The organism is Plantactinospora mayteni (genome assembly GCF_016862935.1).
Taxonomy (GTDB): Bacteria; Actinomycetota; Actinomycetes; order Mycobacteriales; family Micromonosporaceae; genus Plantactinospora; species Plantactinospora mayteni.
Map to the genome: position 1 here is coordinate 367,495 of NZ_BONX01000004.1, position 15,222 is coordinate 382,716.

The window sequence follows — 15,222 nt, forward strand, 5'->3', positions numbered from 1 at the left end:
CTGTCATCCTTTCCGCTCTCGGAGCCGGGACCTGAGGTCCCGCCGGTCCTGCACGGCGGAGCGGTGGGTCCGCCCCGCTGCCGTCGGCAGGGTCGTCGCCGGCAGCGCCGCCTGCCCGGCGAGGTGCCGGGCGAGCGACCGGCGGGTCGGGTACTTGAAGAACACCGTCACCGGCAGGCCCGGCGGGAGTCGGCCGGCGAGCCGCTCGAAGACGCCGACCAGCGTCGCGGAGGTGAGACCGGCCTCGAAGAAGCTGGCGTCGGCGGGCATCCGAAGCCCGCTGACCTCCAGGATCACCATGGCGAGCACGGTCTCCCAGGCGGTCGCGTCCAGGTCCGGCAGGTCCGGATCCACCGCTGCTGTCATCGGCCGGTCCCGCCGGTCTGGATCAGCGCGGCGAGCGCGGCCGGAGTCGGGGCCCGGAACACCATCGCCATCGTCACCGGTACGCCGAGCCGGCTGGTGACAGCGGTCGCCAGGCGCACTGCGACGAGCGAGTTGCCGCCGTTGAGGAACAGGTTGTCGAGCGGCCCCACCGCCGGGCGGGACAGCACCGACCGCCACAACTCCACGAGTACCGCCTCGGTCGTGTCGGCCGGTTCCCGGTCCCCGTCGGCGGGCACCGGCGCCCCGTCGACCGGTAGGTCACGCCCGGCGAGCGCCCGGTGGTCGGTCTTGCCGTTGTCGGTGGACGGCAGTTCCGGCAGTACGACGACCTGGGCGGGCATGCTGTAGGCGGGCAGCCGGCGGGCGGCGTACGACCAGATGTCGGCGGTCAGTCCGGGCCGCTCGGTGGCCGCGACGAACGCGACGAGCCGGCCGTCGGCGCTCGGGTCGCCGCGCAGCGCGACGCTGGCCGCGCGGACCTCGGGATGGTCCTCCAGAACGCTCTCCACCTCACCCAGCTCGATACGGTGGGCACGTAGCTTGACCTGGCGGTCCTCCCGGCCGAGCAGTTCCAGCTGGCCGTCCGGTCGCCAGCGAGCCACGTCACCGGTCCGGTAGCCACGCCCCACGGCCTCGGTGTCGCGGAACCGTTCCCCGGTCAGGTCCGGCTGGTTGTGGTATCGCACGGCAACGCCGTCGCCGCCGATGTACAGCTCGCCGGCCAGCCCCACCGGACGGGGCCGGCCGCGGGGGTCCAGCACCGCCACCCGGGTGTTGCTGATCGGGGTCCCGATGGTCACCGGCCCGGCGGGGCTGAGTTCGGCCGCAGTGGACCAGATCGTGGTCTCCGTCGGCCCGTACACGTTGAGCACCCGGGCACCGGTCGCGTGCAACTGTTCGGCGAGCGGGGCGGACAGCGGCTCACCGCCGCACAGGACGGTACGGCCGACGAGTCGCCCCTTCGCGGCGGGTGCGGCGAGCCGCCACGTCGTCGGCGTGGCCTGCACGGCGGACACGTCCGCGTCGTCGATCAGTTCGACCAGCGCGTCGGGGCTGGCCCGCAGCTCGTCCGCGGCGACCACGACCCGGCCGCCCACCGACAGCGGCAGGAACAACTCCAGCGCGGAGATGTCGAACGCGAACGTGGTGAGCCACATCATGCTGGTGGTGCTGTCCATGTCCAGCTCGGTGGCGAAGTGCCGGACAACGTTGGCGAGGTTCCGATGGGTCAGCACCACGCCCTTCGGTCGACCGGTCGAGCCCGACGTGTAGATGAGGTACGCCGGGGCTTCCGGGTCCAACCCGGAGAACGTGGGTAGCCGGTCGAGTGAGGTGAGTTTCCCGAACGCCGGTACCGGTAGCACGGTGCGACCGGCGGCGCAGCCTTCCGGCGGGTCGCCGATCACGACGCGGCAGTCCGCGTCGGTGAGCTGCTCGACGAGCCGGGCGGGCGGATGGTCGGGATCCAGTGGCAGGTACGCCGCGCCGGCCGCCCAGACCCCGAGCGCGGCAGCCGCCACCGGGGCACCGCGCGGCGCGGCGATCGCGACAACCGACCCTGGCCCGGCACCGAGGTCGGCCAACTTGCCGGCGGTCGCGGCGCCGGCCCGGAGGAGCTGGGCGTACGTCACCGGCCTGCCGCCCTCGACGACGGCCGTCGCGGCAGGGTGCCGGCGAGCCACCGCGTCCACCATGCCGAGCACCGTGCCCGGTTCCGGCCACGCCACGGCCGTGCGGTTGGCGTCGGCGACCAGCCGGCGGTCCGCGGCGGTACGCAGGTCGAAGTCGCCCAGCGGCCTCGTCGGGTCGGCTGCGGCCTGTGTCAGCACCACGTCGAGCCGCTCCAGGAACGTCCGCGCGAGGCTCGGGTCGTACGCCTCGGTGCTGGCCAGGAGATACGCGACGGTCTGCGCGCCGATCCGGGCCACCGTAAGCTCCAGGTCGAAGCGGCTGAGCCCGGTCGACACGTCCCGGATGCGCGACCCGGCACCGACCGGCTCCGGATCCGGCGCTCCCGGGCGGAAGTTGAACAGGCAGCGGACCAGCCGGTTGCGCCACCAACTCGGATCGGCGCCGGCCGTGCCGACGTGGCCCCGGGCGAGTACCTCGAACGGCACCGGCCCGTGCTCGATGGGGTCGACCATCAGCCGGGTCACCCGGGCCACCAACGTCTCGAACGGCATCGCGGCGGCGAGCGTCACCCGCAACGGAAGCGTCGCGACGTGGTAGCCGACCGCGCCACCCCCGGCGGCGGTACTTCCGGCACGGGTGTCCATCATGACCCCGACCAGCGCGTCGTCCGCCGCGCCATGCCCGCGCAGGGTGGCGTAGTAGGCGGACAGCAGCACGATCGCGTCGGTCGTGTGGCATCGGCGACGCAGCGTCGCCAGGGCCTGTACCGCCTCGTCGGCCATCGGCCGTTCCACGAGATGGCCGGCGAAGGTGGGTGGGCCGACCGGGTCCTGTGCACCCTCCAGGCGCATTCCCGCCGAGTCGTGGCCGGCGACGTGGTCCCGCCAGAACCGCAACGCCTGCGGTGGCACCGTCGCCGGTGGCAGCTCGATCGGTGGCGGCAGGGTGGGCGGTTCACCGTCGGCGGCGATCGCCTCGTACGCCTGCCCCAACTCGTCGACGAGCACCCGCAGGCTCGCCGCGTCGATCACGATGTGGTGGGCGACCAGGCAGACGATCTGCCGGTGGGGACCGACGGCGAACAGGCCGACCCGGAGCAGCGGGGGCTCGTCCAGGGTGAACGGGGCGGCGGCGTACGCCCGCAGGTCCGCCTCGACCGTCTCGGGTGTGCTGCCGTACACATCGAGTTCGAGCGGTACGTCGGCGTCGGTGGGTCGTCGCACCGGCACCCCGTCAACGGCCGAAAACGACGTACGCAGGCTCGCGTGCCGCCGCACCAACCAGTTCAGGGCTTCCCGCAGCGGCCACCAGCGGGGCGGGCGGTCGAACTCGATGGCCAGCGCCACGTTGGACACCGCCCGGTCCGGGACCAGTTGGTGCAGCAGCCACAGTGCTTCGGTCCCGGGGTCCAACGCGACGCCGTCGAGGGGCGGCGGCGCGCTGTCGGGGGCGGCGGTCACCGGACCGCCCGGGGCGCCGCCGGCAGGTCCCCCGACACCGCGGCGGCGACCTGCGCCGCCAGCGCGTCGCAGGCGTCGTCGAGGAGCCAGTGGCCGCCGTCGACCAGCCGGACGTCGAGCGGGTGGCTGGTGTGGCGGCGCCAGCCGAGGAACGCGCCGCGCGGACTGCCGTCGGCGCGGCCGAAGGACACGGTCACCGGGATCGGCAGGGGCAGGTCGGGCTGGTGCCGGTAGCCGGCGAGCCAGGTGAAATCGGCCCGTACGGCCGGCTCGGCGACCTTCTGTAGCCGGGGGTTGCGCCCGAGGCTCGCCGGTACGCCCCCGGACTCGACCAGTTCCGTCCAGAGCAGGTCGGCCGGCAGGTGGGCGATCCGCCTCGGCCGCCTGGCGATGTCCGGCGCCTCGTAGGAGACCACCACCAGCCGGAGCGGCAGCGTCGCCGACCGGGCCCGTAGCATCCGGGCCAGTCCGTAGGCGAGCAGTGCGCCGCCGCAGTAGCCGAGCAGTACGTACGGCTGGTCGAGCCGTCCGGTGATCTCGTCGACGAGTTCCTCGGCCAGGTCCTCGAAGCGAGTACGGGCCGGCTCGTCGAGCCGCGCCTGGCGGCCCGGCAGGTTCGCCGCCCACACGGACATCCCCTGTGCGGCGGCGGCGCGGCCGAACGGGGCGAGCTGCGCGCAGCCCGCCCCGGCGTGCGGGAACGCGAAGACCCGCAGGCCGGTGTCGTCGGCCACCGGCAGGAACCAGTCCCGGGCGTCGGTCACGCCTCCTCCTTCCCGGTCGCGGACGGCGGCGTACGGCCAGCCAGCCGCGCCGCCAGCAGTGCCGGGGTCGGCGCCTCGAAGATCAGCTCGAAATCGACCGGGTGGCCGAGCGTGGCGCCGAGCCGCTCGGCGAGCCGCATCGCCAGGAGGGAATGGCCGCCGCTGAGGAAGAAGTTGGACTCCACCGTCAGCCGCGGGTCGTCCAGGACCTCCCGCCACACCTCGACGAGCAGCCGCTCGGTCGGGTCGTCCGGCATCGGCGCCTCGGGCGCGGCGGCACCGGCCCGCGCCACGGCCGCCGCGACCGCTCGGTAGTCGACCTTGCCGTTGCCGGTGAGCGGCAGGTCGGGCAGCAGCACGAACCGGCTCGGCACCATCGCCGCCGGCAACCGGGCCGCAAGGTGGTCGTGCAGCCGGACGGTCAACGGCTGATCGGCGGAACCGCTGGCGGTGGGGTCGGTCGACACGATCGCCGCGACCAGCCGCTGGTGTCCCGCCGGGTCGGGTTCGGCGATCACGGCGGCGGCCCGCACCTCGGGATGCCGTTCCAACACCGATTCGACCTCGCCTGGTTCGACCCGGTGACCACGCACCTTGAGCTGCCGGTCGGCGCGGCCGAGATACTCCAGGATCCCGTCGGGGCGCTGCCGCACCCGGTCACCGGTGCGGTACAGCCGCCCGTGCCGCGGGTCGGTGACGAACCGCTCGGCGGTCAACGGCGGGTCGCCCCGGTAGCCGAGCGCCACCCCGGTACCGCCGATCCGCAACTCACCCGGCACCCCGACGGGCACGTCCGCGCCGGTGGAGTCGGTGACGTACCCGGTGGTGTTGGAGATCAGGGCACCGATCGGTACCGGCTCCGGCACCGGGGAGGTCAGCTCCGTCGCCGTCGACCAGATCGTCGTCTCCGTCGGCCCGTACACGTGGTACAGCCGGCACCCGGCCGCGAGCAGCTGTTCGGCGAGCGTCGGGGTGAGCGGCTCACCGCCGCTGAGCACCCGCCGGCCCCGCAACCGCTGCCCCAGCACGGGCGCGAGGTGGCGCCACAGCGTCGGCGTGGCCTGTAGCACGGTGACGTCACGGTCTACGACCAGGTCGAGCAGAGCCCCGGGATCGGCGCGGACCCGATCGGCCGCGACCACCACCTCGGCGCCGGTCACCAGCGGCAGGAACAACTCCAGCGCGGAGATGTCGAACGAGAAGGTGGTGCTCCACAGCACGCGGTCGGCCGTGGTCACCGCCAACTGCTCGCGGAAGTGGTGCACCACGTTGGCGAGGTTGGCGTGCGACACCACCACCCCCTTGGGGCGGCCGGTGGAGCCGGACGTGTAGCTGACGTACGCGGGATCGTCGCCGGTCGTCGACGACGCCGACAGGGTGCTCGCCAGCCCGGGGCGGGGTGCCGCCGGCAGGTCGACGACGGCCCGGTCGTGGTCGCGGCCCGCCGGCAGCGGCCGGTCGGCCAGCACCACCCGCACGCCGGAGTCGGCCAGTTGGAAGTCGATCCGCTGCGCCGGGTGCTCCGGCTCCAGCGGCAGGTACGCGGCGCCGACCGCCCAGCATCCCAGCGCGCCGGCCGCGAGCTGCTTGCCGCGTTCGCCGTACAGGCCGACGACGTCGCCGCGGCCGACCCCGTGCGCCGACAGGTCCGCGGCGACCGCCAGGGCCCCGCGACACAGGTCGTCGTAGGTCCAGTCGTCGATCGCGACCGCCTGCGGTGTCTCCGCCGCCTGCTCGCGGATCAGGGTGCCGAGGGTGGCGGCCGGCCAGGTACGCGCGGGCCCCCGGGATGCCGCGCGTTCCCGCTCCCCGTCGGCGTCGCAGTCGACCGATCCGACCGGCCGGCAGGCGCCGGTCTCGTCCAGCGACTCGTCCAGGGCGATCAGCAACCGCTCCAGCCGAGCCAGCAGGGTCGTCGCGAGCCCGCGGTCGTGGACCTCGGTGCTGTAGCGGAAGTCGACGGTGAGCCTGTCCGCCTGGAACGAGGCGAGCAGTTCCAGGTCGACCCGGCTCACCGCGGTGTACGCGTCGATGCCGCGCACCGGTGCGCCCGCCATCGTCTGGTCGCCGGTGCCGGTGGGCAGGTTGTTGAACGTGTGCCGGAACAGTGGCACCCGCCAGTCCGCCGACCGCACCGGCAGGGCCGGCTGGATCGCCTCGAACGACGCGTCGCCGTGTTCCAGACCGAGCAGGAACGCGTCGCGGGTGTGCCGGACGAGGGTGGTGAAGCCGGCGGCAAGGTCCACCGTGACCCGGATCGGCAGGGTGTTGGCGTGGTACCCGACGACGACTTCGGCGGCGGCGCCACGCCGTCCGTTGGCGAGCACCCCGACCACGAGGTCCGGGCCCGCTCCGTGCTTGACGAGCAGCAGATAGTACGCGGCGAGCAGGACGATGTTGTCGGTGCTGCGGGTGTGGCCGCGCAGTCGGGTGAGGGCCGCGCGGGCCCGCTCGGACATCTGCCGCTCGACCCGGTCACCGGCGAACGTCGGCCGCACCGGCACCGGCCGCGCGCCGGGCAGCGCGAAGGTGTCCGGGTCGACGCCGCGCAGGTGCGCGCACCAGTAGTCCACGGTGGAGTGTTGGGGAGGCGCTTCGAGGTGCACCGGTGCCGGCCCGGCAAGATGCGGTGGCGGGTCCCGGTCGGCGGCGAAGGCGTCGTAGAGCTGCGTCAGTTCCCGCAGCACGACGACGGCGGTCACCCCGTCGGCGACGATGTGGTGCAGCACCAGGCAGACGACGTCGCCGGTGGGCAGCACGAGGTGGTGGGCACGCAGCAGCAGCCCGCCCTCGATGTCGAACGGTTCGGCCATCAGCTCGGTGATCTGGGCCGCCAGTCCGTCGTCGGTGCCGGCGGCGGTGCGCATCGGGACCATGAGGTCGGTCGCCGGCAGGAAGCGCTTGTACAGGGCCGAGCCACTGGCGTGCAGGGTGGCCCGCAGCCCGGGGTGTCGCCACACGATGTGGTCGAGGGCAGCTTGCAGCGGTCCCCACCGCAGCCGCCGGTCGAGCCGCAACCCCGCACCGACGTTGCAGATCCCACGGCCCGGCGTCAGCCGGTGCAGCATCCACTGCGCGTGCTCCTTGCGGGTGGCGAGGACCTCCGATGGCACGGCGAGCGTCATGTCAGCGGCCCCTCCGCGATCAGGGCGTCCGCGAACGCCGCCAACGTGGGGTGGTCGAACAGCGTGATGACGCTCAACTGGACGCCGAACTCCGCCTTGACCCGCGACATCAGCTCGACCGCGGTGAGCGAGTTGCCACCCCGTTCGAAGAAGTCGTCGTCGACGGCCGGCGACGGCACCCCGAGCACGTCGGTCCAGAGCGCGGCCAGCCTCCCTCGCACCGGCTCCGCTCCGCTCGGGACAGATCCGGGCGAGACCGGGGTGTCGACCGGGGACGGCGGCACGGCGGGTAGCGGCACGGCGGGTAGCGGCATCGCGTGGTGCCGCAGGGCAGGTGCCACCGGCACCGGGGTGGACGGCGGTGGCGTACCGGGAATCGCGACCGGACGTCCGGCCTCGTACGGGCGTACCGCCACCTGGTACGGGTGGCGTCCGCCGAGCAGCGACAGCAGCAGCCGGCCCCCCACCGCCGGGTCGATGCCGTCGACGGCCGGTGGCCGGAGTCCCACTGCTGGATCGACGGCGAACTCGGCGGAGTCCACCTGCCGCATCGTGAACCCCTCGAGGTGCGCGAGCGGCTCCCCGTCCGTGCCGTAGATGTCGACGTCGGCGCGGATCAGTCCGGACGTGCCGGGACGGTGCCGCACGTGGCTGACGATCGCGGCCGGGAAACGCCGGAAGATCTCGCAGCGCTGGTAGCAGAAGGGCAGGTACGAGCTGCCCGGGTCGAAGGCCGTGACCACGGCGGTCGCGTTGTCCAACAGCGCCGGGTGCACCGCGAAGTCGGCGACGTCGTCGTGGAACGGCTCGGCGAGCGCCAACTCGACCAGCAACTCCCCGTCGCGCTCCGGGTCCGCCGTCGTACGTACGACGTTGTCCCACCGCGGTCCGAAGGTGACCACGCCGGTGGTGTCGACGTCTTCCGGGGCCGGCTTGCTCAGCCGGTCCCGCAGCGCCGTCAACCGTTCCGGTGGCCGCGGCGTGGCCCCGGTGAGCACGGCGACCGCGCCGGTGGCGTGCCGTACGGCGGCGCCGTCGGGCAGTTCGGTGGAGTGCACCGTGAACTGCCAGGCGGCATCGCCGGGCTGGAAGGCGACGGTGACCCGGCGCGGACGCGTCACCACCATCGGGCGCTCGAACGTCACGTCGGTGAGGACGACCCCGGCCGCCTCCTCCGAGGCGGTGAGTGCACCGAAGCCGCGGAGCACAAGGTCGAGGAACCCGGTGCCCGGCATGACCGCACGCTTGCCGATGCGGTGTTCGTCGACGACCGGCGAGTCCTGGGACACCTCCGTCGTCCAGTCCGTGCCGGTCACGGGTACCGGTGGCCGGGCCGCCATTCCGGCGGTGTGCCATGCCGGCCAGTTGACGCTCAGCGCGGGCACACCGGTGCGGGACAGCAGGCGGGACAGCGCGTCTGCGAACGCGTTGCCGGCGGCGTAGTCGCCGCTGCCGATCAGACCGCCCAGCGCCGCGCGGCTGGAGAACGTAACGACGAAGTCGACCGGCGGATGGCCGCGGAGCACCTCCGCCAGCACGAGCGTGCCGGCCACCTTGGGCCGCAGCACCGCGTCGGCGTCGGCGCGGTTCCGCACCAGCAGCATCCCGTCACCGGCGACTCCCGCGAGGTGGACGATCCCCTGTACCGGGCCGTGCTGGGCCCGGACAGTGTCGAACAGCCGGCGCGTCGCCCGCAGGTCGGCGATGTCGCACCGTTCGACTCGAACGGTCGCGCCCAGCCGTTCGCACTCGGCGATCGCCGCCCGCACCACTTCGGCGCCGGGGTCGCCAGCGTGCGGCAGGCCACGCCGCCCGGCCAGCACGAGGTGTGGTGCGAGTCCGGTGGCGGCCATCTCCCGGGCCACCGCGAGCCCCAGACCGCCCAGCCCGCCGGTGAGCAGGTAGACGCCCCGCCGGCGCAGCGCGGCGGCCGGCACGGACGGCTGGTACGGCTGCTCCACCCGTTCCCAGCGGGTCGGCCCGCGCAACGCGACGACGGGTTCTGCCGAACCGGAGACGATCTCGGCGGCCAGGTCTTCGTCGGCGAACGGGGTGGCGACGTCGATCAGCCGGCAGGTCAGCCCGGGCGACTCCCGAGCGAGAGTGCGGATCGCGCCGTGCAGCGTGGCTTTCATCGGATCGAGCGCCTCGACACCGGTGACGTCGACCGACCGGGTGGTGAGGACCAGCACTCCGGTGACGGTGCGGTGGCGCACGCCCCGCTGCACCAGTGCGGTGAGGCTGTGGAAGGACTCCGCCAGCCCGTCGTCGGCGCGGTCGGGTACCAGCGGTGGCGGCTCGGCGAGTCCCAGACCGTGTACCAGGAGGCGGGGCGACGCGGCGTGGGCAGCCATCGCCGCCAGGACCAGGTCGAGGTCGCCGAACTGGTCCGGCCGGACCTGGAACTCGCCACCGGTCTCGGCGTACCCGTTGCCGGTCCGGGCGATCGTGACGCGGTATCCGGCCTGCTGCAACGCCAGTACCGCCGGCCGGCCCACCGTCTCGTCGGCGGGCAGCAGCGCCAACGCCGACACCCCGCGACCATCGCCACCGGTACCGATGCGCGGCCGTTCCACCCAGGTCAGCCTGCTCAGCGGGGTGACCTGCGGTGCCGCCGGTTCAACGGCCTGCGGTGCCGCAGGTTCCGGCTGGTGGTCGATCCAGTGCCGGGTGCGTTGGTACCGGTAGGTCGGCAGCGGCAGGCGGCGCACCGGCACGTTCCCACGGACGGCGGACCATTCCACCGGGTGACCCTGCGTCCACAGCGTGGCCGCCGCGGCGAGCGCGGAGCGGTGGTCGGCAGTCGGGTCGTCGGTCCCGGCCGGGCCGACGGGCAGGGTCGCGACCGTGAGCAGGTCCGCGGCGCCGAGCTGCTGGTGTTGGCGGGCCGAGGTGACGAGGGTGTCGCCGGGCCCGACCTCCAGCAGCGTCCAGCCCGGTGTCGCGGCGAGGTGGTCGAGCGCCCGGTCGAACCGCACCGGCTGACGGACCTGGCCGGCCCAGAACAGCGGATCCCGGGCTTGCGCGCCGACCGGCTCGCCGGTCGCGGCCGAGATCATCGGTACCACCGGTTCGGCGAGCGTCACGTTGTCGAACGCGACTGCGAACCGGTCCACCGCGGGCGCCATGGCCGGGCTGTGGAACGCGTGCGAGGTACGCAACGGCCGGGATCTGATGCCGACCGCCCGCAACTCGTCGGCCACGGCACGCAGCTGGTCCGGGTCACCGGCGAGGACGGTCTGCCGGGCACCGTTGACCACCGCGACGACCACACCCTCCGGCAGCGACACCTCGGCAGGGCCGGCGGCCACCGCGAGCATCCCGCCGGGTGGCATCGCGGCCATCGCGGCGGCCCGGGCCGCCACCAGCCGGGTCGCGGCCGGCAGGTCGCACACTCCGGCGACGGCCGCAGCGGTCAACTCGCCCACGCTGTGTCCCAGGACGACGTCCGGGTGGATGCCCCACGACCGCCACATGGCGGCGAGGGCGTACTCCACGGCGAAGATCAGCGGCTGCGCGATCGCGGTGTCGGCCAGCTCGTCGTCGCCCGCCTCCCGCCACACGTCACGCAGGTCGACGCCCACGCGCGCGAACAACTCCAGGCAGCTCTCCATGGTGGCGGTGAACACCGGGTCCGCGTCGTACAGGCCGATCGCCATCCGGGTCCGCTGCGCGGCCTGGCCGGGGAACAGGAAGGCCACCTGCCGCGGCTCCTGCCTGCTGTGCCCCCGGACGAGCCGGCCGGTGTCCAGCGCCGCGACGGCGTCGGTGGCGTCGGCGACCACGGCCGCGCTCCGCACCGGATGAGCGGTGCGGCCGTCCTGGAGAGTGGCGACCGTGTCGGCGAACGCCGCGTCGCCGTGCCGACGCAGGTGGTCGGCGAGCTGCGGTTCGTAGTCGCGGACCGCGCCGTCGCCACTTCCGGACCAGACGATCACCTGCGGCCGGTCCGGTGCCAGGGTACGGACCGGCGCCGGTCCTTCGGCGACGACGAGGTGCACGTTCGTGCCGCCGATCCCGAGGGAGCTCAGACCGGCGACCCGGGGGCGACCCGCCACCCGCGGCCATGGTGTCGCCGCCGCCCGGATGACGAACGGGGTGTCGGCGAGCCGCAGCCGCGGGTTCGGGTCGGTGAAGTTGGCGGTACCGGCCCGCCGCTCGTGTGCCAGGCACAGCGCGACCTTGACCAGGGACGCGATGCCGGCGGCGTGCCCGAGGTGGCCGATGTTGCCTTTCACCGACGACAGCACGATCCCGTGGGGTGAGGTGCCGAGCGACCGGTACGCCTTCGCCAGCGCCGCCACCTCGATCGGGTCGCCGACCGGGGTGCCGGTGGCGTGGGCTTCCAGGTAGGAGACGTCGACCGGGTCGGTCGCCGCGACCCGCATCGCCTCGGTGACCACGGCGGCCTGCCCGGGGATGCCGGGTGCGGCGAAACCCGCCTTCACCGCACCGTCGTTGTTGACCGCCGAACCCCGGATCACCGCCCAGACATGGTCGCCGTCGGCGACCGCGTCGCCGAGCCGCTTCAGCACCACGGCGGCGGCGCCGCTGCCGAAGATGGTGCCGGCGGCGGCCTGGTCGAACGGGCGACAGTGCCCGTCTGGCGAGAACGGTCCGCCGGAATCCCACCGGTAGCCGTGGTGCACCGGCGCCTCCAGGTCGCTGCCGCCGGCGATCGCCACGTCGCATTCCCCGGTGCGCAACGCCTGGCACGCGAGGTGGGTCGCCAGCGCCGAACTGGAACAGGCGGTGGAGACCGTCATCGCCGGGCCGCGGAACCCGAACCGGTACGCCACGTGGGTGGCCAGGTAGTCCGGCATGCTGAGCACACCGTCGGCCATGCTGCTGGTCGGGATCACCCGGTCGTACCGCCGCCCCACGTGGGCGTCGAGGTAGGCGGTGGCCCCGGCCGCGCCGTAGACGCCGACGCTGCCGTCGATACGTGCCGGGTCGTAGCCGGCGTTCTCGATGGCGGTGTGGCTCGTCTCGAGGAACATCCGGATCTGCGGGTCCAGGACGGTGGCGTCGCGAGGGCTGAAGCGGAAGAACTCGGCGTCGAACAGTTCCAGGTCCGGTGGCTCGGCGACGGCTTTCACGTACTGCGGATCGGCGAGCGCGGCGGCCGACACCCCGACGGCGCGCAGTTCGTCGTCGCTGGGGAAGGTGACGGACTCCCGGCCCGTGGCAAGGTTCGACCAGTACCCGGCCGCGTCCCGGGCACCGGGCAGCCGGGCGGCCAGACCGATGATCGCGACCAGGTCGTCCGGATGCGGGTCGTCGTGCGGCACATCGTCACGGTGTCGTTCGGGCACCGGCGGCGCTCCTTTCTGCGTTCCTGGCGGCCGGCTCCGTCGCGGTGCCCCCGGCCAGGTACCGGGCGAGTACTCCGCACGGTGGCGTGGTCGAACCGGTCATCCGGGCACGCTGCCGGCGAGCCCGCCGTCCAGTCGCCACGACGGCGCCGGGCCCGCCACCGGATCGACCGCCACGAGCCGGAGTTCGCTGGTGTACGCCGTACCGTCGGGCAGCCGCAGCCACAGCTCGTCCGGGCCGGGCATCATCTCCACCACCGTGACCTCGCCGGCCGTCCCACCCTGGCCCGCAGCCCGGTGCAGCGCCTTGCGGAGGTTCTCCACCAGCACCGGAGCGGCGAAGTCGACGTAGAACGGCTTCGGCTCGCCGGGAACCCAGGCGAACACGTGCCGCGGCAGGCCCCGGGCCGCGGCCCAGCCCCGCAGCCGATCCTGGGCGGGGTCCCGGCTGTGCGGCGGCAGGACGCCGCATTCGGCCGGGTGGAACCGCCAGGTTCGGCGGCAGATCGTCACCGCGCCGAGGTCGACCCGTGGCGCGTACGGCCGGGGCGGGCGCACCTGGAACAGGTTCACCACCTGGGCGCTGAGGAACTCCCCGAAGCACTCCAGTACCGGCGCCGCCCAGCCGGCCTTCCGGCACGTCGCCACCAGCTCACCGGCGTGTTCCGTGACGACGAGCGCAGCCGCCGGGGTGCTGGCCGCCCCGCTGGGGTGCCCGTCGTTGGCACCGTACGACCAGTAGCGGTAGTGACCCGGCGGATCGAGCGCCAGCGGCGGATAGGACCGCGAGCTGACCGCGGTGGCCGAGCGGGGGTAGACCGGCACGACCCGGCCCTCGGCCACCGCCGACCGGGTCGCCGCGATCAGCTCGGCCGGGTCGTCGGCCTGGCCGAGGAAGAATCGGCTCTCCAGGGTGTTGAGGGCGACGTGCAGCTCACCGAGGACCCAGCGCAACCCACCGTCGCGGTCTCGGCGCAGCAGCAGGTCGGGGCTGTGCACCCGGCCCGCCGCCCACACCCGCCCGGTAGCCGGGAACAGCGCGTCGGCGAGCCGGCGCGCCTCGGCCACCGGCACCGTGCCCGGCTCCGCCGCCCCGTCGCCGGGCAGAATCTGCGCCCACCGCAGTTGGAAGTCGTCGACGACCTCGGCGAGCCAGCCGGCCTCCGGGCTCAGCACGTCGGCAGCCGCCAGTTGCAGCTCGGCCAGGGTCACGCGGTCGCGCCGCGCGGCCAGCCGCCGGTACCGCTCGGCCAGCCGGGTGGCGGCCCCCTCGCCCACCTGGCCGGCGAGCCAGCGAGCGCTGTCGAGCAGGATCGCCAGCGGCGCCGCCAGGTCGGTCAGCGCGTCGGTGCCGATGACGGCGTCGCGGTCCTCGCGGCAGTCGAGGTACACCGGGGTGCGCCCGCCCGGCGTGAGATCCGGACCGGGCCGAACGGGGTGTCCCGCAGCGGCGGTGAGCGCGGCGTCGATCGCGTCCAGGTGCCGCAGTACCCGCTCCGGATCGGTGACGTCCTCGGTCGCCACCGTGCGCGCCGCAGCGAGCGCGGTGAGCCGCTCGGTGAGCCGGTGCCGGATCGCCGGGTCGGGTATCGCGGCTACCTGGCGGGCGAGCTGCTGGTCGGGCTCGCCGCAGATCGGGACGCGGAACCCGAGCTGGACGACCGACTCGTCCCGCAACCGGTGCAGGACCGCCGCCACCTCCGGCGCGGCCAGCCCGCTGTCGGTGGCCAGCCGATCGACCGTCCACGGACCGTCGGCGGTGCCGTCGAGGAGCGCGACGACCCGCCGCTCGGCCGGCTTGAGCGCGACATCGGAGCGGTGCGGCCGGTGTACCGCGGTGTCCACGACCGTACACGTCGGGTTGAGGCGCACCGGGAGATGCGGCCAGACCAGTGGATCGGCGGCCCAGGCCCGCGCCACCGCCTGGATCGCCCACACCTCGTAGCGGACGTCATGGCGGCGCAGGTCGCCGGTACCGCGCAGGCTCGTCGGACCGTCGCCGAGGCGGGCCCACCCGACGGGGCCGAAGAAGCCGACCGTGTCGTTCTTGGCCGCGTACCGCTGGGCGTATCGGGCGATGACGGCCTGCCGTTGGCCGAGCCGGTGCAGCGCCGGCCGCGGCTCACCCTCGGCCACGCGCTCCCGGGCGGCGGCGTAGTCGGCCGCCCAGGTACGCAGCGCCTCCGGGTTCTGCCAGGTCAGGGCGGCGCGCAGCCGACGGTCGGCGAGCAGTTCGTCGAAGCCGCGCCGGGCGGCCCGGCGCAGCGCGTCGTCCCGGTCGGCGCCGGGCGGCATCGCCAGCTCCCGCTCGGCGACCAACGCCGCGAGTTGGGAGAACGGCAGACCGGCTGACCGGAGCGCCGCGAGCCGCCACAGCGACCAGCCGCGCTCACCGTCGACGAACAGCCGCGCCTCGTCGTACCCGCTGGCTGACGCGGCCGTCACGGGTCGCCGGTGCGTCTCGGCGGCCACCTGATGGCGCATGCTCGGCCTCCCTTGGGCATGTCGGCGCGGACCACCAACGGCTTTCCGTACTGGC

At 74.1% G+C, this 15,222-nt stretch carries 6 protein-coding genes; all 6 read right to left on the reverse strand.

Translation table 11 applies throughout. The annotated features are described in order from the left end of the window. Nucleotides 1-3 precede the first annotated feature (3 nt). Nucleotides 4-366: an acyl carrier protein gene (locus Pma05_RS05055; RefSeq protein ID WP_203856083.1), complete on the reverse strand. Its 363-nt coding sequence runs from the start codon at nucleotides 364-366 to the stop codon at nucleotides 4-6. Then, the gene (locus tag Pma05_RS05060; RefSeq protein ID WP_203856084.1) at nucleotides 363-3,479 is read right to left on the reverse strand and encodes a non-ribosomal peptide synthetase; all 3,117 of its coding nucleotides are present in this window, start codon (nucleotides 3,477-3,479) and stop codon (nucleotides 363-365) included. The genes Pma05_RS05055 and Pma05_RS05060 overlap by 4 nt, the downstream gene beginning before the upstream one ends. Then, nucleotides 3,476-4,243 (reverse strand): thioesterase II family protein, encoded by a 768-nt coding sequence (locus tag Pma05_RS05065; protein WP_203856085.1) that lies wholly within the window; start codon nucleotides 4,241-4,243, stop codon nucleotides 3,476-3,478. Before Pma05_RS05065 ends, Pma05_RS05060 begins: the two co-directional genes overlap by 4 nt. Continuing rightward, the gene (locus tag Pma05_RS05070; protein ID WP_203856086.1) at nucleotides 4,240-7,368 is read right to left on the reverse strand and encodes a non-ribosomal peptide synthetase; all 3,129 of its coding nucleotides are present in this window, start codon (nucleotides 7,366-7,368) and stop codon (nucleotides 4,240-4,242) included. Before Pma05_RS05070 ends, Pma05_RS05065 begins: the two co-directional genes overlap by 4 nt. After that, entirely contained in the window at nucleotides 7,365-12,683 is a 5,319-nt protein-coding gene (locus Pma05_RS05075) for a type I polyketide synthase (RefSeq protein WP_203856087.1), read from the reverse strand. The genes Pma05_RS05070 and Pma05_RS05075 overlap by 4 nt, the downstream gene beginning before the upstream one ends. Before the next feature lie 99 nt (nucleotides 12,684-12,782). Beyond that, nucleotides 12,783-15,167 carry a lantibiotic dehydratase gene (locus Pma05_RS05080; RefSeq protein WP_203856088.1) on the reverse strand — a complete coding sequence of 795 codons (2,385 nt, stop codon included), beginning with the start codon at nucleotides 15,165-15,167 and terminating at the stop codon, nucleotides 12,783-12,785. Between the last annotated feature and the right edge of the window lie 55 nt (nucleotides 15,168-15,222).